The 21,924-nt window shown below is 67.3% G+C and carries 21 protein-coding genes; 13 read left to right on the top strand and 8 right to left on the bottom strand.

The window, feature by feature from the left end; translation table 11 throughout:
• Window positions 1-170: 170 nt before the first annotated feature.
• From A5764_RS24980 to A5764_RS24970, 3 genes are read right to left on the bottom strand one after another with little or no spacing between them, the layout of a single operon-like run.
• Window positions 171-581, bottom strand: coding sequence for a hypothetical protein (locus tag A5764_RS24980; protein WP_231989815.1), 411 nt, complete (start codon window positions 579-581; stop codon window positions 171-173).
• The gene (locus A5764_RS24975; RefSeq protein WP_067118783.1) at window positions 578-1,378 is read right to left on the bottom strand and encodes an SDR family oxidoreductase; all 801 of its coding nucleotides are present in this window, start codon (window positions 1,376-1,378) and stop codon (window positions 578-580) included. Before A5764_RS24975 ends, A5764_RS24980 begins: the two co-directional genes overlap by 4 nt.
• 4 nt (window positions 1,379-1,382) lie before the next feature.
• Window positions 1,383-2,291: an RNA polymerase sigma-70 factor gene (locus A5764_RS24970; RefSeq protein ID WP_067118779.1), complete on the bottom strand. Its 909-nt coding sequence runs from the start codon at window positions 2,289-2,291 to the stop codon at window positions 1,383-1,385.
• A 251-nt stretch (window positions 2,292-2,542) separates the two neighbouring features.
• On the opposite strand from A5764_RS24970, the gene A5764_RS24965 reads away from it, so the two are divergent.
• Genes A5764_RS24965 through A5764_RS24950 form a run of 4 tightly spaced genes read left to right on the top strand, consistent with a single transcriptional unit; the run spans window position 2,543 to window position 7,535 of the window.
• Window positions 2,543-4,135, top strand: coding sequence for a Na+/H+ antiporter (locus A5764_RS24965; protein WP_067118776.1), 1,593 nt, complete (start codon window positions 2,543-2,545; stop codon window positions 4,133-4,135).
• Window positions 4,136-4,143: 8 nt separating this feature from the next.
• A complete protein-coding gene (locus A5764_RS24960; protein ID WP_067118774.1) occupies window positions 4,144-5,301 on the top strand; it encodes an AAA family ATPase in 1,158 nt (385 codons plus the stop codon).
• A gap of 57 nt (window positions 5,302-5,358) precedes the next feature.
• The gene (locus A5764_RS24955; protein ID WP_067118982.1) at window positions 5,359-6,009 is read left to right on the top strand and encodes a TetR/AcrR family transcriptional regulator; all 651 of its coding nucleotides are present in this window, start codon (window positions 5,359-5,361) and stop codon (window positions 6,007-6,009) included.
• Complete coding sequence (locus A5764_RS24950) at window positions 6,000-7,535, top strand: FAD-dependent monooxygenase (RefSeq protein ID WP_067118771.1); 1,536 nt, start codon at window positions 6,000-6,002, stop codon at window positions 7,533-7,535. Before A5764_RS24955 ends, A5764_RS24950 begins: the two co-directional genes overlap by 10 nt.
• Here A5764_RS24950 and A5764_RS24945 read toward each other — a convergent pair.
• Together A5764_RS24945 and A5764_RS24940 are read right to left on the bottom strand one after the other, a co-directional pair.
• Complete coding sequence (locus A5764_RS24945) at window positions 7,532-8,149, bottom strand: TetR/AcrR family transcriptional regulator (protein ID WP_067118768.1); 618 nt, start codon at window positions 8,147-8,149, stop codon at window positions 7,532-7,534. The genes A5764_RS24950 and A5764_RS24945 overlap by 4 nt on opposite strands.
• 9 nt (window positions 8,150-8,158) lie before the next feature.
• Entirely contained in the window at window positions 8,159-9,322 is a 1,164-nt protein-coding gene (locus A5764_RS24940; protein WP_369807368.1) for an SRPBCC family protein, read from the bottom strand.
• Window positions 9,323-9,410: 88 nt separating this feature from the next.
• Between A5764_RS24940 and alsS the strand changes: the two genes are divergently transcribed.
• Window positions 9,411-11,090: an acetolactate synthase AlsS gene (gene alsS, locus A5764_RS24935; RefSeq protein ID WP_067118762.1), complete on the top strand. Its 1,680-nt coding sequence runs from the start codon at window positions 9,411-9,413 to the stop codon at window positions 11,088-11,090.
• Window positions 11,091-11,161: 71 nt separating this feature from the next.
• Here the strand turns inward: alsS and A5764_RS24930 are convergent, their stop codons facing one another.
• Window positions 11,162-12,112 carry an LLM class flavin-dependent oxidoreductase gene (locus A5764_RS24930; RefSeq protein WP_082951896.1) on the bottom strand — a complete coding sequence of 317 codons (951 nt, stop codon included), beginning with the start codon at window positions 12,110-12,112 and terminating at the stop codon, window positions 11,162-11,164.
• 84 nt (window positions 12,113-12,196) lie between these two features.
• Between A5764_RS24930 and A5764_RS24925 the strand changes: the two genes are divergently transcribed.
• The 3 genes from A5764_RS24925 (at window position 12,197) to A5764_RS24915 (ending at window position 16,238) form a co-directional block, all read left to right on the top strand.
• The gene (locus A5764_RS24925) at window positions 12,197-12,979 is read left to right on the top strand and encodes a helix-turn-helix domain-containing protein (RefSeq protein WP_067118976.1); all 783 of its coding nucleotides are present in this window, start codon (window positions 12,197-12,199) and stop codon (window positions 12,977-12,979) included.
• Between the two features lie 435 nt (window positions 12,980-13,414).
• Window positions 13,415-14,722, top strand: a complete 1,308-nt coding sequence (locus tag A5764_RS24920; RefSeq protein ID WP_067118759.1) for a DUF1254 domain-containing protein — start codon at window positions 13,415-13,417, stop codon at window positions 14,720-14,722.
• Between the two features lie 391 nt (window positions 14,723-15,113).
• Entirely contained in the window at window positions 15,114-16,238 is a 1,125-nt protein-coding gene (locus tag A5764_RS24915; protein ID WP_067118756.1) for a glycosyltransferase, read from the top strand.
• Between the two features lie 76 nt (window positions 16,239-16,314).
• On the opposite strand, the gene A5764_RS24910 is transcribed toward A5764_RS24915, so the two are convergent.
• Window positions 16,315-16,650 carry a DUF732 domain-containing protein gene (locus A5764_RS24910; RefSeq protein ID WP_067118752.1) on the bottom strand — a complete coding sequence of 112 codons (336 nt, stop codon included), beginning with the start codon at window positions 16,648-16,650 and terminating at the stop codon, window positions 16,315-16,317.
• Window positions 16,651-16,956: 306 nt separating this feature from the next.
• Here A5764_RS24910 and A5764_RS24905 point away from each other — a divergent pair, with 306 nt between their 5' ends.
• Window positions 16,957-17,805, top strand: coding sequence for a sulfurtransferase (locus A5764_RS24905; protein ID WP_156664861.1), 849 nt, complete (start codon window positions 16,957-16,959; stop codon window positions 17,803-17,805).
• 10 nt (window positions 17,806-17,815) lie between these two features.
• Here A5764_RS24905 and A5764_RS24895 read toward each other — a convergent pair whose 3' ends face one another.
• Window positions 17,816-18,829 (bottom strand): 5'-methylthioadenosine/S-adenosylhomocysteine nucleosidase, encoded by a 1,014-nt coding sequence (locus A5764_RS24895; RefSeq protein ID WP_082951894.1) that lies wholly within the window; start codon window positions 18,827-18,829, stop codon window positions 17,816-17,818.
• 251 nt (window positions 18,830-19,080) lie between these two features.
• Here A5764_RS24895 and A5764_RS24890 point away from each other — a divergent pair, with 251 nt between their 5' ends.
• The 4 genes from A5764_RS24890 to A5764_RS24880 all read left to right on the top strand — a co-directional run bounded on the left by A5764_RS24890 (window position 19,081) and on the right by A5764_RS24880 (window position 21,915).
• Entirely contained in the window at window positions 19,081-20,412 is a 1,332-nt protein-coding gene (locus A5764_RS24890; protein ID WP_067118749.1) for a M23 family metallopeptidase, read from the top strand.
• Window positions 20,409-20,558: a hypothetical protein gene (locus A5764_RS28595; RefSeq protein ID WP_231989814.1), complete on the top strand. Its 150-nt coding sequence runs from the start codon at window positions 20,409-20,411 to the stop codon at window positions 20,556-20,558. The genes A5764_RS24890 and A5764_RS28595 overlap by 4 nt, the downstream gene beginning before the upstream one ends.
• Complete coding sequence (locus A5764_RS24885; RefSeq protein WP_067118745.1) at window positions 20,558-21,286, top strand: hypothetical protein; 729 nt, start codon at window positions 20,558-20,560, stop codon at window positions 21,284-21,286. Before A5764_RS28595 ends, A5764_RS24885 begins: the two co-directional genes overlap by 1 nt.
• 98 nt (window positions 21,287-21,384) lie before the next feature.
• Window positions 21,385-21,915 carry a lipoprotein LpqH gene (locus tag A5764_RS24880; protein WP_067118742.1) on the top strand — a complete coding sequence of 177 codons (531 nt, stop codon included), beginning with the start codon at window positions 21,385-21,387 and terminating at the stop codon, window positions 21,913-21,915.
• Window positions 21,916-21,924: the final 9 nt, after the last annotated feature.

Genomic DNA, 21,924 nt, shown 5'->3' with positions numbered 1-21,924 from the left:
TCGACCAACGTTCATCGGACTGGTGTTCCGACGGTTGGATGCATGATCGGTGCAAGTGGCGAGCCGTTATCACGGGAAACCGCGCGGCCTCGGCAGTCCCGTCAACGTCCGGTCGACTCACTCGGGCGGCGTTACGCCGCCTCGCCCCCTGTCTACCAAACAGCTCGATCCTAGTTGCTGACTCGCCGCCCGGTGAGGAACAGCAGTGCCGCCGGCAGCAGCACCGCAATGGCGAGAATTGCCGTTTGGGCGACGGCAGCCTCCGTCGTGAAGTTTTCTAGATGCGCCGTGTGAAAAATCAGATGCGGTACGGCAAACAACAGGTAAGCGCCCAGCCCGACCCGGACCATGCGGGTTTCCATCGTGGTGGCGGCGACAACGAGGACTAGCGCAAGCGACAGGCTCAATGCGCCGACGTCGCGCATGAGGTGCTCGGAGTACGGGGGCAGGAGGTCAACCCAGGGGACGTAGTCGTAAAAGGCCCGAGGCGCCAACGTTGCGACGACCCCGACCGCGACCTCCACGAATGCCAGAAACCACAGTCCGGCGCGAAGGGCGGGGTTCGTCAGCCGCGGGTTCATGGGGACTCCTTGCGAGGCCTCAGGTAATCGCGGATGGCGTCGCCGTAGGGCAGTCGGCCGGCCTCGAGCTGCTCGCGGAGGTACCGCTCGAAGGTGATGGTGCCGGCCGCGTGATCCGGGGCCAGATGCCCGCCGGAGCGAAATCCGCGAAATGCCTTGCCCGGCAACCGAATCGGCGCGATCGGTCGGCGCCTGCCGACGATCGACAGGTAGCTGCGGGCGAGGTCGTCGAATGCGCGTACCTGCGGGCCGCCGAAATCCGGCGCCCGCCCGACCGGTTCGCTGAGGGCCAGGCGGGCCAGCCGCTCGCCCACCTCGCGCACGTCGACCGGTTGATCGCTCACCGACGGCACCGCCATTACCGGCGGTTTGGCGAGCATGCGCAAGATCACGGCGACCAGATCGTGAAACTGGGTCGCCCGCAGCACCGTCCATGGCAGGCCCGACCCGGCGATCAGGCGCTCGTTGGCGAGAATTTTGCGGTAGAAGCCGAACGGGATGCGGTCGATTCCCACGATGGAGACGTACACCAGGTGCGGTGAGCCTGCTCGTTTCGCGGCCGCGACCAGGTGTTGGGCGGGATAGACGCAGTGCACGATTGTGTCGACGCCGTCGACGGCCGCGTCGAGCCCGTCACCGGTTCGCACGTCCCCGACGACATGCTGGACATCGGGGCGATGCTGGCGGCGCCGTCCGCGGCTCAGGACGCGCACGTCGTTGCCCGCCGTCGTCAGGTGCTCGACAACGACGCTCCCTACGGTGCCGGTCCCCCCGGTTACGAGAAATCGCTTCGTCACACCATTACGGACCGGGCAGGCCCGCGGGATGTGACAACTGGCCGGCGATGAACCGCAATTTGTCGGGATTGGCCATGACGCGCAGGGCCGCTATCCGGTCGCCCTCGACCTCGAAGCACAGGACACCGGCCAGCCTGTCGCCGTCGAAGGCCAGCATTGCCGGCTCGCCGTTGACCTGGGCGACGTCCAGATGCAGATCCAGCGGCGGCACGTTCCTGCTGAACACGCCCGCCACGTAGCGCGCCATGCGGTCGCGGCCCTCGATGGGGCGCCGGGCGGCCGCCACCTTGCCGCCGCCATCGGCCGTGGAGGTCGCATCGGCGGTCAGCAGTTCGACGAGCCCGGCCACGTCACCGGCGCCCGCGGCGGTAAAGAATCGGTCGACGAGGCGACGCCACTGCTTCGGATCGGGTTGGAAACGCTGCCGGGGCTCACCCAGTCGCTGCCTCGCGCGCCGGTACAGTTGGCGGACGTTGGCTTCCGACGTCTCGAGGATCTCGGCGATCTCGAAGTGACTGTAGGAGAACGCCTCTCGCAGGACGAACGCCGCACGCTCGGTCGGGCCGAGTCGCTCCATCAGGCTCAGCAGCGCGATCGACACCGACTCGCGTTGTTCGGCGGTTTCCAACGGGCCCAGTGTCCGGTCGTCGGTGAGCACCGGCTCCGGCAGCCACGGGCCGGGATAGACCTCGCGACGGGCGCGGGCCGACGTGAGCCGGTTGAGGCACAGGTTGGTGATGACCTTGGTGAGCCAGGCCGGCAGCGACTCGATGGCGTCCAGATCCGCGCCGTGCAGGCGCAGGTAGGCGTCCTGCACCGCGTCTTCCGCCTCGCTCGCCGAGCCCAGCAGGCGGTAAGCCAGCCAGAACAGGCGCGTCCGCTGTGCCTCGAAATCCGCGGCGACATCGCTCACGCTGCCAGACTGCCACGCCGGTGCCCAGGATCCGCAAATGACGATGTTCGCGGCGCGATTGCTGCTGGGTGGAATGTTCGCCGTCGCCCCAGCTGGTGCTGCTGCGAGGGCTGCGACTGCTGCTACGGCGACTGCGGCTGAAGTGATAGCGCATCCGCTAGCGCTTTTCAGACTCGCCTAGTCCCCCCGGACGGCGCTAACCACGCGAGCCCCACGCCGCGCAAACCGGGCCGGTCCGGCAGGATGGGCAGGTGTTTGGCCTCGTCCTCATCGTTGCGCTCGTCTCCACCGTCATTGTGGGGACGGTCGTCGGCCGGCGCTATCGCGTTGGGCCGCCCGTGCTGCTCATCGTGCTCGGGGCGCTGCTGGGCCTGATCCCCCAGTTCGGCCATGTCCGCATTGACGGCCAGGTCGTGCTGCTGCTGTTCCTGCCCGCGATCCTCTACTGGGAGGGCCTGAACACCAGCTTTCGCGAGATGCGGGCGAACGCGCGCATCATCGTCGTTCTCAGCGTGGCCCTGGTGATCGCCACCGCGGTGGCGGTGTCGTGGACGGCGCGCTCGCTTGGCATGGAATCGCACGCGGCGTCCGTCCTGGGTGCCGTGCTCTCCCCCACCGACGCCGCCGCCGTGGCCGGCCTGGCGAAAAAGTTGCCCCGCCGGCAGCTCACCGTGCTGAAGGCCGAGAGCCTCATCAACGACGGCACCGCGTTGGTCCTGTTCGCGGTGAGTGTCCACGTCGCGGTTGGCGGGGCCGCGATCACACCGCTCGACTTGACCGCCCGTTTCATCGGCTCCTACCTCGGCGGCATCGCCGCCGGACTGCTGGTCGGCGGATTGGCGACCCTGGTGCGCAAGCGAATCGACGCGCCGCAAGAGGAAGGAGCCATGAGCCTGCTGACGCCGTTCGCGGCGTTCTTGTTGGCCCAGGCGATGGACTGCAGCGGCGTGGTCGCGGTCATGGTGTCCGCGCTGGTGCTCGCCTACTCCGGGCCGGTGGTAATCCGCGCGCGTTCCCGCCTGAAGGCCTACGGGTTCTGGGACATCGCGACCTTCCTTCTCAACGGCTCATTGTGGGTGTTCGTCGGGGTGCAGATCCCGAACGCGCTGCGCGGCATCGCAGGAGTCGACGGTGGCCTGCGCCACGCCACCTACATCGCCCTGGCCGTGACCGGTGTGGTGATCGGGAGCCGGATCGTGTGGGGCGAAATCACCACCTGGTTGATCCGTGCCATCGACCGCCGCGCGGCGCAGCGGGAACGTCGCGCCCCCTGGCGCCAACGTGTCGTCGTGGCCTGGGCGGGATTCCGCGGAGCCGTTTCGCTCGCCGCGGCGCTGGCCGTCCCGGCGACCACGCTCAGCGGCGCACCGTTCCCGGACCGCAATCTGCTCGTCTTCATCGTGACTTTCGTCATCCTCATCACCGTCCTGGTCCAAGGCAGCACGCTGCCCGCCGTGGTGCGCTGGGCCCGCCTGCCCGACGACGTCGCCTATGCCGAAGAGCTGGAACTGGCCCGTAAACGGGGTTCTCAAGCGGTCCTCGACGCGTTGCCGGTGGTCGCCGCCGAGGTCGGCATCAGCGACGACCTGCGGAAGAAGCTGCAGAAAGAATTCGAAGACAAGGCCGCGGTGGTCCTCGCCACCGAAGACGGTGCGGCGAACAGCCACCTGGTCAAACGCAAGGAGCTGGTTCGACGGGTCCGCCTGGGCGTGCTCGAACACAAGCGCCGGGAGATCACCGCGCTGCGAAACCAGAACCTGATCGACGACATCGTGCTGCGCGAGCTGCAAGAACAAATGGACCTCGAGGAAGTGCAGCTCCTCAACGCCGTCGAAAGTGACTGAGCCACAAGATGTTGCAGACGGTCGCCATCCGCGGGTACCGCTCGCTGCGCGAGGTGATCGTGCCGCTGGGCCGGCTGTCGATCGTGACCGGGGCCAACGGCGCCGGGAAGTCGTCGCTGTACCGCGCGCTGCGGCTGCTGGCCGACTGCGGCCGCGGCGAGGTGATCGGCTCGCTGGCCCGCGAGGGCGGCCTGCAGTCGGTGCTGTGGGCCGGGCCCGAGCAGCTCGCCGGCGCCCGGCGCACCGGCAAGACCGAGGGCACGGTTCGCACCCGGCCCGTCTCGCTCGAGTTGGGTTTCGCGGCGGACGATTTCGGTTATCTCGTCGACCTCGGGATGCCGCAGATGGCCGGGATCGGATCGGCCTTCGCCCGCGACCCGGAGATCAAGCGTGAGGCGGTGTTCGCCGGCCCGGTGCTGCGCGCCGCCAGCACGCTGGTGCGGCGGACGCGCGATTTCGCCGAGGTCAGCTCGGAGTCGGGCCGCGGCTTCGACGAGCTGTCCCGGTCGCTGCCGTCGTACCGCAGCGTGCTCGCGGAATACGCCCACCCGCAGGCGCTTCCCGAACTCGCGGCGGTGCGCGAACGGCTGCGCGGCTGGCGCTTCTACGACGGCTTCCGTGTCGATGCCGGGGCGCCCGCGCGGCACCCGCAGGTCGGCACCCGCACCCCGGTGCTTTCGGACGACGGCCATGATCTGGCCGCGGCGATCCAGACGATCATCGAGGCGGGCTTCGACGACCTGAGCCGTACCGTCGCCGACGCGTTCGACGGCGCGACGGTCTCCGTCGCCGTGCACGACGGCGTGTTCGACCTGCAGCTGAAGCAGCGCGGCATGCTGAGGCCGTTGCGCTCGGCCGAATTGTCCGACGGCACACTGCGTTTCCTGCTTTGGGCGGCCGCGCTGCTGAGCCCGCAGGCGCCGTCGCTGATGGTGCTCAACGAACCCGAAACCTCGTTGCATCCAGAGCTGGTGCGACCGCTCGCGTCGCTGATCCGCGCCGCCGCCGAACAGACCCAGGTCGTGGTGGTCACCCATTCCCGCGCGCTGCTCGAGGCCGCCCGCGACGCGGCGGTCGAGATCGAGCTGTACAAGGACTGCGGGGAGACGCGCATCACCGGCCAGGGCCTGCTGACGACGCCGCGCTGGGACTGGGGCAAGCGCTAAAGTTTTCCCGCCAGGCAATATTGCCCACCGTGCAGGTTTCGCGGTAGGGTGGCGGCCATGACCGACCAGCCGCCCGGACTGCGCGAGCGCAAAAAAGCCGACACCCGGCGCGCGCTCAGCGATGCCGCGCTGAACCTGGCGTTCGAACGCGGCCTGGAAAACGTGACGCGCGACGAGATCGCCAACGTGGCCGGGGTTTCGCTGCGCACCTTCAACAACTACTTCAACGGCAAGTACGAGGCGCTGGCCTACCGGCAGACCGAGCGCATGCACCGCAGCGTCGAGGCCCTCAAGCACCGCCCCGCCGACGAGCCGCTGTGGACGTCGATCACCCAGGTCGTGCTTGAAGCCCTCGAGGCCGACTTCGGCGATGTATACGGCGACGAGAACCGGGTGCCCACCCGGCAGGAACTCGTCGAGGTCCGCAAGCTGCTGATGAACCCGCAGGTGCGTAACGCCCTGCCGCAGCGGCTGTTTGACGAGTGGACCGAAGCGGTCGCCGAACGCACCGGCACCGACCCGGAACACGACCTCTACCCGCGGCTGGTGGTGGCCGTCGTGCGCGCCGTCGGCGATGCGGCGGCAGAAGCCTACGTGCGCGCGGAACCGCCCGTAGCCATCACCGAACTAGTCCGCGAGGGCTTCGCCACGGTCAGCGCGGGGCTGCCCGAGCCCACCAAACGCAAGGATGTAACGCAATGGCTTTAAAAAATGACGCTGAGCAGGCCGACATCGTCATCTCCGGCGCCGGGCCCAACGGGCTGATGCTGGCCTGCGAACTCGCACTGGCCGGCGTCAGGCCCATCGTCCTCGACGGCTTGCCCGGGCCCAGCCCCGAACCGAAGGCGAATGGCCTTGTCGGGCAGGTGGTTCGGATGCTGGACATGCGCGGCCTGTACCAGGCGTTCACCGGGGACGACGACCCGCCCCGGCCCTCCTACGGGTGGATCTTCGCGGGCATGACGCTGAACTTCCTCGGCGTGCCCGACAACCCGATGTACGCGATGATGATTCCCCAGCCCCAACTGGTGCGGCTGCTGGAGAAGCGGGCTCGCGATCTGGGGGTGGACCTGCGCTGGGGACACGAGCTCGTCGGCCTGGGACAAGAGCCGGAATCCGTTGCCCTGTCGGTGTCTTCGCCGGAACGTGACTACGGCATCAGCGCCGGATACCTGGTGGGCGCGGACGGCGGGCACAGCCTGGTCCGCAAGAGCGTGGGCATCGACTTTCCCGGCACCACCTTGGACAGCGTGGCTCGACTGGCCCACGTGCACATCCCCGACGAGCTCCGCCGCCCCGACGGGGGCATCGACGTCCCGGGATACGGCCGCCTCCCGTTCGGCCACAACCGGCTGGATCGCGGCCTGGTGGTGTACGCGGAGTTCGAGCCGGGCCGGTCGCTGTTGGGCACCATCGAATTCGAGCCTGCCGTCGAAGACGAACCGATGAGCCTGGGCGAGCTGCGTGAGAGCGCTCGCCGCATCCTCGGCGTCGACGTTCCCTTTGAAGAGCCGAAAGGACCTGGGCCGCATGCCCTTCGCCGTATCAACGGGCAGAACACCCGCCACGCCGAACACTACCGCGACGGGCGGGTGCTGCTGCTCGGCGACGCCGCCCACGTGCACAGCGCGATGGGCGGTCCCGGCCTGAACCTCGGCCTGCAGGACGCCATGAACCTGGGCTGGAAGCTCGCCGCCCACGTCAAGGGCCAGACGCCTTCGGCGTTGCTCGACACCTACGAGTCCGAGCGCCACCCCGTGGGCGAGCGGGTCATGATGCACTCGCAGGCCCAGACCGCGCTCGTCGCGCCGGGACCCGAAGTCGCCGCGCTACGAACGCTGTTGGGCGAGCTCTTCAGCCTTCCCGACGTTGCCAAGCACATGGCGGCGCTGCTGGCCGGCAACGACGTGAGATACGACGTGGGCGACGACCACCCGCTGTCGGGGTGGCCCGTGCCCGCGCTGACCCTTGACGACGGCAGACGGGTCGAAGAGCTGCTCCACGATGCTCGCCCGGTCCTGCTCGATCTCGGCGGCGGCATCGGGGACGCGGCGCGCGGGTGGGCCGATCGTGTCGACCTGATCGAGGCAACGATCGCCGACCGGCCCGCCGCGGCGCTGCTGATCCGGCCCGACGGATACGTCGCGTGGGCGGCGCACACCTTCGGGCCGGCCGAGGACGCGGGTTTGCAAGAAGCGCTGCGGCGCTGGTTCGGGCCCGCGTCGAGCGCCTAGCGCGTTTGGGCGATCGGTCGATAGTGGGTGATCGCCGGAGCCACCCACTGGCGCAGATAGTCGCGCAGTTCGGCCCCGGTCCGCGGCGGCCGTCCCGGGTCGACGATGAACGATTGCAGGATCCGCAGCATGAATTCCACGAGGCCGTCGCGCCTGTCGTCGGTGATGCCGGCGCTATCCCAGTCCACGTTGAAGCGGTCGATGATGGAACGCCCAAGGGCGAGGGCGACATCGGAGGTCACGCTCGCCGAATGCGACGCCGCCTGGTCTGGAGCCAGGAGCAGCCCCAGGTACTTGTCTTCGGGAAGCTGTTCGAGCGTGCGTGCGATGCCCTCGACCACGGCTTCGGCGGGATCGTGTATCGGGTCCAGGTGCGCGGCGAGCCGGTCCAGATAGGCGCCCACTTGGGACAGCGCCGTCGCGGCCAGCAACGCATCGAGACTCGGGAAATACCGATACACGGTTTGGCGGGTAATCCCTAAGTCCCGCGCGATATCGCTGATCCGGATATCGCGGCCCGACCGGTCGATGGCCCGGGTTGCCGCCGCGATGATCCGGCCGATGGCCTCGTCGTCGCTCGACGGCAACGCACCCGACCAGCCATGTCTGCGCATTTAGCCAACCTAGCCCAACGCGACGCCCAGTTCCCCGGCGAACACCTTGATCATGTGTTGCACGCCAATTTCGTTGCGGCCGATGACCATATGGTCGTGCTGGCCCTGGCGTACCCCTTCCCCGCATTGGGGCAGCATCGCGAAGTCCTCGTCGCGTACCGCCGCGTGCACGGCGTCGTAGATGGCGTCGTAGACGGTTCGCTGTTCATCGCTGGTGGCCGGGAATCGCGCCAGCCAGCTGTGGCGCACGGTGCAGCGGGTGGGAGCACCGGCGGGCAGGATGTCGATGACCTCCACGCCGACGTTGCTGTTGGCCAGGATCAGGTTCGGGTAGATCCAGTAAATCAGGCCCATGTTGTCGCGCACGTCCCACGAACCGCTGGGGTCTGCGTCGAGGCTGGTGATCCAGTTGAACGGAAATCCCAGCCGGTGATGCCTGCCGTACTCGTCGTAGATCGCCACGTTCGGCAGCGCGTTCTGCCCAATCAGGCTGTCGCCGTGGACGAATGGGAAGTGGTATCCCTCGGCAAACGCCTCGAGGGCGCCCTTCCATGACACGTCGGATATGAACTCGCGATGGGTGTGATACCCGAATGACCCGTAATCGAGTTCGGCCAACTGCGTCCGCACCGGGCCCAGATGCGCGTCGACGTCGATGGAGCCGTCGACGCTGAGCACCGCCCAGATGAAGCCATAGGCCTCCTGGCTGGGCAACTCGACAAGGCCGTAGTCGCCGGTGTCGACGTCGGTGAATCCGGATTTGCCGGGCATCCTGAACAATTCGCCCGTGTTCTTGTACGTCCACGCGTGGTAGGGGCAAGTGAAGTGTGAGGCATTGCCCGCTCCGCAGGCGGGCATGGCGCCGCGGTGCCGGCAATAGTTCAAGAACACATGGCTGACGCCCGAGCGGTCCCGGGTCACCAGCAACGAACTGCCCAGGACTGAACGGACTTCGAAGTCGTTCGGGTTCGGGATCTGCACGCTGGGCAGAATCGCCAGCGGCGTGCGCCGCAGGATCTGCGATTCCTCGACGTCGGTGATCTTGGCGTCGCGGTAGTAGTGCAACGGCACCCGCAACACCCGCGCGGCCATGTCGGTGGTCTTGTCCAGCACCAGCTTCAAGGCCCGCCGCGACAATTCGTCATTGAGTTCAATCGGTCGAACGCCCTCGATCGTCACCCCTCAGACCATACACCTTATATATATTGGATGGTCAAGGGCCGGGTCGCTCCCGCCGCGTCGGCCTGGAAAGCTGGCAGCCATGTCCTCGAGCCCCGGTGAATCGGTGCGCAGCGCCCAAAAGGTCGTCGACGTCTTGTCCACTCAGGGCGTCGAGTACGTCTTCGGGGTGCCCGGCGCCAAGATCGACGCCGTCTACGACGCCTTGGTTGATTCCGGTCCGCAGCTGGTGGTGTGCCGCCACGAGCAGAACGCCGCGTTCATGGCCGGGGCGATCGGTCGCCTCACCGGCACCCCGGGCGTGGTCCTGGTGACGTCGGGTCCCGGAACCGCCAACCTGGCCACCGGCCTGCTCACCGCGAACACCGAACAAGACCCGGTGGTCGCGCTGTGTGGTGCGGTGCGCCGGGAGGACCGGCTCAAGCGCACCCATCAGACGATGGATGCCGCCTCGCTCCTTCGGACGGTCACCAAGTTCACCGGCGAGGTCAGCGACCCCGACAACGTCGCCGAGACCACCATTGCCGCGTTTCGCGCTGCGGCCGGCGTGCCGCGTGGGGCGGCCGCCGTGGTGCTACCCGCCGACGTCTTGTCCGCCCCCACGACGGCGGGCATCACGGCGCGACAGTCAATCCCGCCGCTGGGGGCCGCGCCGGCGGCCGCGGTCGGCGAGGCGAGCGAGCTGATCCGCGCCGCGCGCCGGCCAGCGCTGCTGGTGGGTATCCGCGGCGCCGACCCGGACAGCTGCCGGGCGCTGCGGGCCCTGGTGGCCGCGACGGGATTGCCGGTGGTGGAAACGTTTCAGGCCGCCGGGGTGATCTCCCGCGAGCTGGAGGACCGCTTCCTGGGCCGGGTCGGGCTATTCCGCAATCAGCCGGGCGATGTCATCCTCGACCACGCCGACGTCCTGCTCACCGTCGGCTACGACGCGGTCGAATACGACCCGGCGCAGTGGAACAACGACGTCAAGCGCACCGTGGTACACATCGACTCGGTCCCCGCCGACATCGACAACCACTATCAGCCAACCCTCGAACTGCTCGGCAACATCGCGGCCACGCTCAGCGCCCTGACCGACAACCTGCCCGACCTCACCCTCACCGAGGAATACCAGGCGCAGATCGGCACGCAACGAAAGGCGTTGGCGGACATAGACATCGCAGCGTGCAACGACGCGCCGACAGGGCCCGGGCTCAACCCGGTCGCCGTCGTGCTGCGGCTGCGCGAAGAACTCGACGACACCGCCACCATCGCGTGCGATGTGGGCTCGGTCTACATCTACATGGCGCGGCACTTCCGGGTGTACGAGCCCAGGCGGCTGCTGTTTTCCAACGGGCAACAAACCCTGGGCGTGGCTCTGCCGTGGGCCATGGCGGCGTGCCTGGTGCGACCGGGCACCCCCGTAGTGTCCGTCTCCGGGGACGGCGGATTCCTGTTCTCCGCCCAAGAACTCGCGACCGCGAGCGATCTGGGCCTGACGTTCACCCACATCATCTTCCGCGACAACAGCTACGACATGGTCGGCTTCCAGGAAGTCCTCAAATACGAACGCAAATCCGGCGTTCGGCTAGCCGGCTACGACATCGTTAGCTACGCAGCGGCTTTCGGCGCCCGCGGCTATCGCGTGAACACCCTGGACGAGTTCGGTGCCACCCTGCGCCAGGCGCTCGCCGAGGAAGGGCCCTCCCTGATCGACGTTCCGGTGGACTACAGCCGCAACACCGATCTCGCCGCACACCTGCACGACGACCCCTTCGAATAGGTCGAGCTGACCGACTCGGGTCGTCGCTAAGAGTCGGACAAAAAGTGTTGCCTCCCGAGACCGACGCCCCCTCACGCCAGTGACTCCTTGACGGCCCGCAGCCGATCCAGTTGCTCGATGAACCCGTCAGGACCAAGGACGCCGACTCGGCACACCAGATGGCGCGCACCGGCGTCGACGAAGCTCGTCAACCGGGTGGCCACGGCGTCGTGCGTCCCCGCGGCGTACGTCTGGATCTGTTCGACGGCGTCGATGCCGAAACCGTATGTGTTGGTGGCAAAGTGGTCCAGCGCCGCTCGCCCGCCATCGGCGTCGTCGGTGACCAGCACGGTGACGAACAACGCCGGCGTGACGGCGTCGGCCGTGCGGCCGGCACCACACGCTACGCCGCGCACCTCCGCCAGACCCGATGCATAACCTCGCGGCGTCGGCGGGTACGGGAGCCACCCGTCGTATAACCGCCCGGCACGGGCTCGGGCGCCGGGCGTATCGGCGGCCAGCCACACCGGCGGACCGGATGCATTGAACGGCGGGATGCCGGCCGGGATCTCGTCAAGGCGCAGCACCGAGCCGTGAAACGAGCTGGGCTCCTTGCTGTTCCAGAGTTGGCGCCACAATGCGACGGTGTCGTCGAGGCGGGCGAACCGTCGGGCCCATGGCACCTCGGAGGCGGCGTACTCCACCTCGGACAGCCCCGGAAACCCCGCGCCGACCGCCACCGCCAACCGCCCGCCCGACAGCCGGTCGATGGAAGCGAGGACCTGCGCGGTCTGCACCGGCCGGCGCAGCACCGGCTGCAAGGCGGCGGTACCCAGGGTGATGCGGTCGGTGACCGCGGCCGCCGCCGACAGAAACGTCAGCGCCTCGATGCGGGGCCGCATCAGCGAGTCGTTGGCCCATAGCGAGTCGAACCCGAGATCCTCGGCGGCGCGGGCGAAGTCGAGGAGCCGGCGCAGGTCGGCGCCGGCCCACGGGTCGGCGGCGAGGGGCGGGATGACACCGATGCGAAGTGGTTGATCCATGCCGCGATCGTGTCGCCCACGATGATGCGCGGCAATTCCCGGCAGGGAATAGCGCCCAGCGCCGCGAATGGGTTGACTGGTGGCATGTCCATCTCGGCGTCCGGTGACTTCGGTGCGGCGCTGCGCGAATGGCGCAACCGGCGCCGGCTCAGCCAGATCGACCTGGCCAACGACGCCGGCACCACGCAACGGCACCTGAGCTTCTTGGAGCAGGGCCGATCGACACCGGGGCGCGACATCGTCAGCCGGCTGGCCGACTCGCTGCGGCTGACGCTGCGGCAACGCAACGCGCTGCTGTCGGCGGCGGGTTTCGCGCCCGCACACCCGGAGTCAGCACCGGACGCGCCACTGCTGGAACCCGTGCGGGAGGCGCTACAGCATGTCCTCGATGGCCACCTGCCGTATCCGGCGATGGTGATGGACGGATTCGGCGAACTGGTGGCCGCCAACAGCGCGTTCGGCCTGCTGACCGACGGGGTGGCGGCATGGCTGCTCGAGGCGCCGGTCAACGTGCTGCGCGTCGCGTTGCATCCCGAGGGCATGGCGGCGCGGATCGTGAACCTCGACGATTGGCGACGCCATATCCTGGACGGCCTGCGCGAGCGTGGCCCGCACCCGCGCGTCGACGCGCTGATCGAGGAGCTCGAGAGCTACGGCGTGCCGGCGCCGGGCGGCCAACCGGTCGAATCGCTGGGCTTCGCCGTGCCGCTGCACCTGCGCTCCCCCGACGGCGACGTGCGACTGGTGGCCACGATCTCGACGTTCGTCACGGCGTTGGATGTCACGGTGTCGGAGCTGCGGCTGGAGGCGTTTCTGCCGGCCGACCGGGAGACTGCCGCGGTTCTCGCCCGCCGCCAGACCGGGTGACACGGGATAGGTCCGTCACCATCCAATTTGTTTGCCACCGCCGGGAAAGTCGTCGCGGTCAACGCGATATCCCGTGAATTGAGGCGGAAAGCCGACGGCCGCCGTTTAGTTGCAGCCCCGCTGCGGTGGCCTGGGTATAGGCGTCTTTGATCGCTGGGTGCACCTTACGAATGACTCCAACAGGCTTCAAAATGCAAGCGGCAGTGAGACACTCATTCTCCTGCACCGTCAACCACCCGCACGCCAGCGCACTTCGACGCTCCGGCTGGGTCTATGTGTTGCCCTGCGTGCACCCGCCACAATCCCTGATTCGCCAGCAAAGCGCGCGCCTCCGATGAGCGCGTCCAGGTAGTTCTGCCCGCAACCCACAGGTTGGGGGTCTAGGTTTGGCCTCGCCGCGCCGGTCAGGCACCGGAGGACGAGAGAAGAGACCTTGTGAGCACGTTGTCAGACGATTTGCAGACATTGAGTCATGAAGCAGCCCTGTATTTCTACCCGCTGGTCCTAATGGACATCACCCGGCTGCAGATCATCAACACCCCGGCGGGGAGTAAGCCGGGACGGGGGCCATCCAACGAGTTTCACCACATGCGGGCATTCCCGGACGCAGAGTTTCGTGTCGTCGTGCGGCCGAACTTCGACACCCTGTACTCCTCGGCGTTCCTCGACCTGACGGCCGGGCCGGTCACTGTGCACGCACCCGACACTGATGACCGTTACTACATGCTGTCGATGCTCGACATGTGGACCGACGTGTTCTTTAACCCCGGTAAGCGCACCACCGGTACCGGCGCCCAAGACTTCGTCCTTACCGGTCCCGGCTACACCGGCGACCTGCCAGCCGATGTACCCGCCGTCGCTGCGCCCACGCCGTTCGTGTGGATCATCGGGCGCACCCAGACGAACGGGCCAGCCGACTACGACGCGGTACACAAGGTTCAGAACGGCTACACCATCACGCCAGTGGGACAGCCACCGACGGTTGTGATCGACCCCGAATACGACACGACGACTGAGCCGCTGCGGGTCGCCAACGCGATGAGCGCGGTCGAGTTCTTTGGCTACGCCGCTAACCTGTTGGCGGTCAATCCACCGCATCCCACCGATCATTCGATCCTGGCCCGCATCGCCAAGCTCGGCATCTTCAACGGCCAAGCCTTCGACGCCACCGGCTTCACCGACGCCCAGCATGCCGAGATCGAGGCTGGCCGCACCGCCGCCTTCCAAGACATGCTGGCTGCGGCTCCAACGTTTGGCGCCAGCGTCAATGGCTGGTCGATCAGCACGGAAACCATGGGCGTGTACGGCAACTACTACCTCAAACGGGCTTCGGTAGCGCTCGTCGGACTCGGCGCCAACCCCGCCGAAGACGCCGTCTACCCCCTGCTCAACACCGACAGCCACGGACAACCCATCACCGGCGACAACGACTACGTCCTGCACTTCGACGCCGACGAACTTCCACCTGCCTTCGCATTCTGGTCGATCACGATGTACGACGCCGAAGGCTTCCAGGCCGCCAACGAACTCAACCGCTTCGCCATCGGCGACCGTGACCGCCTGACCTACAACGGCGACGGATCTCTCGACCTCTACATACAGCACACCAACCCCGGCCCGGATCGCGAGGCAAACTGGCTGCCCGCTCCCCGCGGTCCGCTCGGAGTTACGATGCGGCTCTACGCCCCCAAACCCCAAGTCCTCAACGGCCGATGGTGTCCCCCGGCCATCCACAAGGCGTAAGGACCCAACTGCTCAGCCGGCTTCTCCCTCGCCACGTCACCCAACAGCACATGCTCCACCGGCCGAACAAGAATGCGGCCCTAGGAAATGAAGCGGTCCGTGAGACAAACAGCGTTTCAAGACCGCCGTGAGACAACTTGGAATGCAGCAGGTTGCGGCCACGCCAGACGTCATCAACGGTGAGAACCCACACCTTCGCCGTACCCGTGTCGGAGGCATCGGTGACCAACATCGACCAGGCGCCCGCCAGCGCGGCAACGGCCAACGCCGCGTAGTCGTGCAACCCGCCGTTACGCAGAACGTCACGGAAATCGGCGGAATTCACGGACTGTTCAGGCACGCGTAGGTTCCACATCGGTGACTGCACATGCGCACCGCGTGTCCTCGCGGTATGCGTGTCGCACAGGTCGCCAATTTCTATGGCCCTCGCTCCGGCGGCCTTCGCACCGCGGTGGACCGGCTGGGCGCGGAATACTGCGCCAACGGCCACGAGGTGTTCTTGATTGTTCCCGGCCGCTATGCGCAACGGTCGCAGTTGCCGACCGGCGTGGTGCGAATCACCATGCCCGCCAGGCTGATTCCCTTCACCGGGGGCTACCGGGCAGTGATGCCGGGACCCGTCAAGGCGCTGCTGGAAGCGCTGAAACCCGACGCCTTGGAGGTCTCCGACCGGCTCACCCTCAGATCACTGGGGCCGTGGGGCCGCGAATACGGCGCCAAGACGGTGATGATCTCCCACGAGCGTCTGGATCGCCTTGTGGGCCAGGTACTTCCGCGCCGACCCGCCGAGAGGTTCGCGGACATCGCCAACGCCCGCACGGCCGCCAATTACGACACCGTGGTGTGCACCACGGCTTTCGCCCGGGAGGAATTCGACCGGATCGGCGCGACGAACACCGTCACCGTCCCGCTCGGCGTGGATCTGCAGACGTTTCATCCGCGCCGGCACTCGTACCTGGTGCGGCGGCGCTGGGCCACACCGGAACAGATCCTGCTGGTCCACTGCGGCCGGCTGTCGGTGGAAAAGCGGGTCGACCGCAGCATCGACGCACTCGGCGCGTTGTGCCACGGCGGCGTCGACGCTCGACTGGTCGTCGTGGGCGAGGGCCCGCTGCGGGCCAGGCTGGAACGACAGGCCGCTCGGCTTCCCATCGATTTCACCGGTTTCATCAACGACCGGCACACCGTCGCGGGGCTGCTGGCCACCGCCGACGTGACGCTGGCGCCGGGGCCACACGAGACGTTCGGGCTGGCGGCGCTGGAATCGCTGGCGTGCGGCACCCCGGCCGTGGTGTCGCGCACGTCGGCGCTGACCGAGATCGTCACCGCCGACAGCGGCGCCCTGGCCGACAACGACCCATTTGCCATCGCCTGGGCGGTCGGCACCGTCGTCGGCCGGCCGGAGCAGCACCGCCGCAGCTCCGCGAGGCGCCGCGCGGAGGACTTCACGTGGCAACGCGCGGCCGCGGGCATGCTGGCGTCGTTGGCCACCGGCGACACGCAGGAAAGCGCCTAATGGTTTGGCGGCAATGCCGCGACCATCGCGTCGGCCTGCGCGCGCGTGAGCGTGGCGGTACCGCCGCGTTACGGCGTTAGCTGCCGCTGGGCTTGGTGGGACTGTGCTTGCCCGGGCAGTATTCCGCTGTGGCCGCGCCGATGAACGTCTCGGCCTGCGCCTGGGTCAGCTTGTGCGATCCCGTCAGCTGGTCGATCTCGTCTTTCTGCGTGTAGCCCGCCTCGAGGTCCTGGCACATCACGCGCGCCATGTTCACCTCCTGGGCCGTGGAGCCGATGCTGATGCCGTGCGACTGCAGGTAGCTGGTGAAGTCCGCGTCGTCGGCGCGCGCGACGCCTCCGGGCACCAGCATGGCCGCCAGCAGCGCGCCGAACGCGCACCCGCAAATCTTCTTTTTCATTTCGCCCGTCACTTTCGCAGCTTCTTCTATGACCTCGGATCAACACGAGGGTCTAAAGAACCACATCGGAAGACCCCGATGTGTTAAATCCTCCCGTGCGAGTGGCTGGTGGTCAACACCACGTGCGCGGCACGGCTCTCGAAGACCAAACTTCAACCCCCCGTTCATTTTCAGTTCCGCTCGAATTTAATTGCGATCGTAGCCCCGAGCTCGTTAGAGAACGGCAAGCACTCAACCCACAGTTCACCTTCGGTTCCGATGGCGTTCACCCCTCGTCGCGCGGCTAGGCTCGCTCGAAACGGCAAGGAGGTTTCAGCGGTGGACACACGCGAACGGGTGCTCATCACGGCCACCGAGCTGGCCGCCGTCATCGAGGCCGGGGATCCGCTGACGATCCTGGATGTGCGCTGGCGGCTCGACGAGCCCGACGGGCGCCCCGCCTACCTGGAGGGTCACCTACCGGGCGCGGTGTATGTGTCCCTCGAGGACGAGCTCAGCGATCACACAGTAGCCAACCGTGGCCGTCACCCGTTGCCGTCGGGGCGCGCCCTGCAGGCCGCCGCACGCCAATGGGGTGTCAGGGCGGGCGATTTGGTGGTGGTCTACGACGACTGGAACCGTGCCGGTTCGGCCCGAGCGTGGTGGGTACTGACCGCGGCCGGGCTGGACCGGGTGCGCATCCTCGACGGCGGCCTGTCGGCGTGGCGGTCGTCCGGACGGGCCCTCGCGACCGGCCCGGTGCAACCACAACCCGGGAATGTGACTGTGCCGCAGGACGATCTGTATGCCGGCAGTCGACCTACCTTGACGGCCGAGGAGACGGGCGTCGTGGCGCTGCTAGATGCCCGCGCGCCGGAACGGTTTCGCGGCGACGTCGAGCCTCTCGACCCGGTCCCAGGTCACATTCCCGGCGCGAAGAACCTCCCCAGCGGCACCGTGCTGGCGCCCGACGGCACCTTCATCGGCTCGGAGGCGATCAGCCGATTGTTGTCCGACCACGGCATCGATCGCGGTGACAACGTGGGTGTCTATTGCGGTTCCGGTGTCACCGCCGCCATCACGATCGCCGCGCTGGCCGCGACCGGCCGAGAGGCGGCGCTATACCCGGGGTCGTGGTCGGAGTGGTGTTCGGATCCCGGCCGCGCCGTCGCCCGCGGCGCCGAATAGCCGCGAAAGCTCAGACGCCGGCCCAGCTCTGCAGGAACGCCGCGGTCACTCGCGCGGCGTTTTCCGCCGCGATCTGCTTGTAGAAGAAGAACTCGAACGGAAACCCCGGCAGGCCAAGCGGATCCCCGGCCCCGTCCGAAACGCCGCGGATGCCCAGGAACGGAACCCCGTGCGCGTCGGCGACCGCCTGCACCGCGGCTGTCTCGTTGTCCGTCGCGTCAAAGGCCGGGTTCGACGTCGACGGGATGTTCAGGTTGCTGATCAGAGCGTTCTGCAGCCAGGGCCCCGCGGCCTGAAAAAAGTTGCCCGTGTACAAAAGTGACCGATCGGGCGCGCTGCACGGCTGGCATCCGAAAACGTCGCCGCCGTTCGGGATGCAGGGAAACGCCTGGCCGTTGTTGTTGTCGGAGCTGGATCCGTCGCCGCCGACCAGCAGACGCGGCTGGCGCTTCAGGTCGATCAGCCTGATGCGGGGGGCGTTCTTGCACAGGCAGATCGGATTGCCGAGGTAATTCACGCTTTCCAGGTCGACATTGACGGCCTGCGCGGCGGCCAGCATGCCCGGGTCGACGGGATGAAACGTGGCGCCGCGGTCCAGGGTCCATCGGTCCGGTACGGCCACATCCCCGATGTTGAGCCGCGCCCCTCCTCCGGCGACTCCCGAGAACACCACCGCGCCAACGGAAACCGAGGAGGCGCAGGTGAAGCGGGCGAACGCGGTCTGGGCAGTCTGGGTCGCGTTCACCAGGCCGATGCCGGTCATCGCCACGATCACTTTTTTGCCGCTGATCGTGCCGAGGTAGAAGTGCTTCCGGTCGGCCCTCACCACCGGGCGTCGGTCGAGAGTGGTGTGGGACAGCACCGCGTCGGCCTCTGCCGGGAAGGCGGACAGCACCAGCGTGCGCTGTTCGCACGCACCGGTCGTCACGTCCGGCACGTCTGCGGGTTCGGCGGCGGCCACGCCCGCTCCCACCGACAGCGCAGTGGCGACCACGACGACGGCGACGCGAAAGGGCTTGAGCACCGTTCCCCCGGTCTTGTGTCGGTCATGAATGCCGGAACTCGCTGCCTTTGGACGTGGCTAATGTGATGGCTTCTCGATTTTCGCCCATCGGTGCCGCGGGCGGATGTTCGTTATCGTTGTTTTTGGTTAGCGATTTCATGTCGTTATGCAATCGCTGTACTGGGCACACCCCATAAGCTGATGGCGCCGTACGGCGCCGAGCTCCCGTCAGAAACGGCGCCCTCATGTTGATCACATATGGAGGTGCACCGATGGCGGAACCGGGGCGACTGCGGAGCCACGGACGGAAAGCCTTAGCGGTCATCGCGCTAGCGGTCAGCGTCGCCGCGTGTGCCTCGAACCCGTCAACGAGCCCCGGTGGGGCGACGTCGACCCCGACGTCGGCCGCCAACGGGGCGCTTTCGGGGGTGTCGGTACCCGATGCGTTCACCCCATTGACCGTCCAGCCGATCAGCCAGCCGACCTTCCCCTTCCCCGGCAGCGACAACAAATTCCACCTGGCCTTCGACGTGCAGGTCACCAACGCCACCGCCCTGCCCGCCACCCTCGACGCCGTCGACGTCGTCGACGCGCATGCCCCGACGGAGGCGATCGCTTCCTTCTCTGCCAAGCAATTGGCGGACCCCGCTTGCAACTACGGCAACTGCAACCGGCTGCGACAACTGACCCAAGCGCCCTCCCCCGACAACTCCATCCCGCCACAAGGAGCGCGGACGCTACTGCTCGATTTCGCTCTCGACACCTTGGCGCAATTCCCGAAAGCGGTGATGCTGCGTCTGCACGGCATGGGTGTAAAGAGCCCCGGGGCAACAGATCCGACCCCGTTTGACGCCCTGGGTTTTCCTTTCGACATCTCCGCGGGCACGCCCCGAGTGATCGGTCCGCCACTGCGCGGCAACAACTGGGTCGCGATCAACGGTTGCTGCGATCCGGGATGGGCACACCGCGACGCCATCCTTGCCGTCAACATGAAGCTCAACAACAGCCAGCGCTTCGCGATCGACTGGAAGCGCACCAACGACCAGGGCGAGTTCTACACCGGCGACAAGGACAAGAACGAGAGCTACGTCGACTACGGATCCCCGGTGTACGCGGTCGCTGATGGCACCGTGACGTCAACGCTGGACGACGTGGACGCCAACGCTCCAGGCATCCTGCCCGCGTCAGACCCGGTCCTCGCCGCAAAACTGACGGTGGAGAACATCGACGGCAACCACGTCATCATGGATCTCGGCGGCGGCGTGTATGCCATGTACGCGCACTTCATCAAGGGCTCCCTGCTGGTGAAGCCCGGTGACAAGGTCACGAAGGGCCAGCAGATCGCCCGGTTGGGCAACACCGGCAACGCCAACGCCTCTCACCTACATTTCCAGCTCATGAACGGCCCCTCGATCCTCGAGGCCGACGCGGTCCCCTATGTGATCGACAGCTTCGGCTATCAGGGCCAGGTCGCCGCGGCATCGATGTGGAACGCCGACAATTACCTCAGCGGAACATTTTTCGGTCCCGAGCGGCTGCCGGCATCACAACCGCGGACGAACCAATTGCCCGTCCTGCTCGCGATCGTAAACTTCCCGCAATGACGGGAAAGCTCGACGGCAAAGTCGCCATCAAGGCGTCGCTTCGGGCGTTCACCAAGGCCGTTGCGCTCGAGGCCGGTGGCTTCGACGCCGAACTGTGGCGTAACTGGGTGCAACGCAGCGCCGACGAGCAGGGGATGAAGACGTAATGCGTGTCAAGGCAGGGTTTTTCAGCCTCACCGGTCCAGCACCGGCCGACGACGACGGCAGTTACCTGCGGTGGCACCTGCTGGATCACATGCCGGAGCAATATCAATTGCCGGGCATCGTGCACGGCCTGCGCTGGATCGCCGACGGCGACTACCCCAATCACCGCCTCGCGGCCGACGGGCCGCTGGCAGAGGTCGGCAACGCGGTGCACTACCTGGTCAGTGACCCCGTGGAGGAAACCTTCGACGACTTCGTCGCGCTCGGCCGCGCGCTGCGGGAGAACGGCCGCTTCCCGATCACCCGTCCGTCGCTGCAAGTGTCCGGCCTGCGCCTGCTGCAGTGGCACGCGTCTCCGCGCGCACTGATTTCCGCCGAAGTGGTTCCGTTTCGACCGCATCGCGGGGTCCTGCTGATCGTCGAAGAAGCCGCCGACGGCCGCCCGAACGAGTGGCTGCGATGGCTGCATGCCGAACACTATCCGGCACTGCTCGCCATGCCCGGCACGGCCGGCGCATGGACTTTCGGTTCCAGTACCGGATGGAGTCATCTGCCCGCCGGGTGGCTGACCGACCACCAATACATCACCGTGGTTTACCTCGACGACGACCCGCTCGCCACCGCCGACTCCCTGGCGCCCCGGGTCGAGGAGCGTTGGAGGTCCGGCGCGGTACGGCCGATCTTCGCGGGCCCGTTACGAACCATGGTCCGTTGGGAGGCCTGGCCATGAATCGCTGGAGCTGCAGTTTGGCGGGCCGCTAGAGACGCGAGAACTTCCGGAAACAAGCGGGTCCTATAGTCCTCGTGACGCCTAGCGAAGGAAGTGCGATGACCCATCCCCCCTGCCGCCACCGAATGCGGCGGCGACACGTTCTGGCTGCCGCCGGGCTCGGCGCGGTCCTGGTGGGTGCGAGTCTGTCGGCCTGCTCCGGCAAGGGTGGTCAGCCAGCTTCTGCCCCGAGCTCGAGCGCGGCTCCCCCGAGCACGACGGTCATGGTGGACGGCGCCAAGCACACGATGATGACGGCGGTCGACTGCAATAACTCGGCCGCGCAACCGAGCGCGACGCCGGCCGAGTCCGGGGACCTGACGACCCGCATCACCGTTCACGACGACGCGGCGTCGATTTCGCTGGCGCTGTCGGACGAAAAGCCGCCGAGCGTCGACGGCTTTGCGATTTCACTTACGACGGGGTCCGGTCAGTACCAACTCCCCTATCAGGCGCCCCAGTCCGCGACGCAGGTCCAAGCGACCAAGGACGGCAAGAGCTATACCGTGACCGGGACCGGCCAGGGGGTGTCGCCCAATCAAGGCGATGTCCACCAGGTGACGTTCGGGATCCACGTGACCTGTCCCTGAGTGCGTCTC

The organism is Mycobacterium sp. 852002-51057_SCH5723018, from assembly GCF_001667035.1.
In the GTDB taxonomy this organism is placed as follows: Bacteria; Actinomycetota; Actinomycetes; order Mycobacteriales; family Mycobacteriaceae; genus Mycobacterium.
This window is presented reverse-complemented; position numbering and strand designations above follow the sequence as displayed.

Excerpts from the sequence above, each read along its gene's own strand:
- A5764_RS24980 (WP_231989815.1), bottom strand. The coding sequence starts at position 581 with ATGAACCCGCGGCTGACGAACCCCGCCCTTCGCGCCGGACTGTGGTTT.
- A5764_RS24960 (WP_067118774.1), top strand. The coding sequence starts at position 4,144 with ATGTTGCAGACGGTCGCCATCCGCGGGTACCGCTCGCTGCGCGAGGTG.
- A5764_RS24955 (WP_067118982.1), top strand. The coding sequence starts at position 5,359 with ATGACCGACCAGCCGCCCGGACTGCGCGAGCGCAAAAAAGCCGACACC.
- A5764_RS24950 (WP_067118771.1), top strand. The coding sequence starts at position 6,000 with ATGGCTTTAAAAAATGACGCTGAGCAGGCCGACATCGTCATCTCCGGC.
- A5764_RS24945 (WP_067118768.1), bottom strand. The coding sequence starts at position 8,149 with ATGCGCAGACATGGCTGGTCGGGTGCGTTGCCGTCGAGCGACGACGAG.
- alsS (WP_067118762.1), top strand. The coding sequence starts at position 9,411 with ATGTCCTCGAGCCCCGGTGAATCGGTGCGCAGCGCCCAAAAGGTCGTC.
- A5764_RS24930 (WP_082951896.1), bottom strand. The coding sequence starts at position 12,112 with ATGGATCAACCACTTCGCATCGGTGTCATCCCGCCCCTCGCCGCCGAC.
- A5764_RS24925 (WP_067118976.1), top strand. The coding sequence starts at position 12,197 with ATGTCCATCTCGGCGTCCGGTGACTTCGGTGCGGCGCTGCGCGAATGG.
- A5764_RS24915 (WP_067118756.1), top strand. The coding sequence starts at position 15,114 with ATGCGTGTCGCACAGGTCGCCAATTTCTATGGCCCTCGCTCCGGCGGC.
- A5764_RS24890 (WP_067118749.1), top strand. The coding sequence starts at position 19,081 with ATGGCGGAACCGGGGCGACTGCGGAGCCACGGACGGAAAGCCTTAGCG.
- A5764_RS28595 (WP_231989814.1), top strand. The coding sequence starts at position 20,409 with ATGACGGGAAAGCTCGACGGCAAAGTCGCCATCAAGGCGTCGCTTCGG.
- A5764_RS24885 (WP_067118745.1), top strand. The coding sequence starts at position 20,558 with ATGCGTGTCAAGGCAGGGTTTTTCAGCCTCACCGGTCCAGCACCGGCC.
- A5764_RS24880 (WP_067118742.1), top strand. The coding sequence starts at position 21,385 with ATGACCCATCCCCCCTGCCGCCACCGAATGCGGCGGCGACACGTTCTG.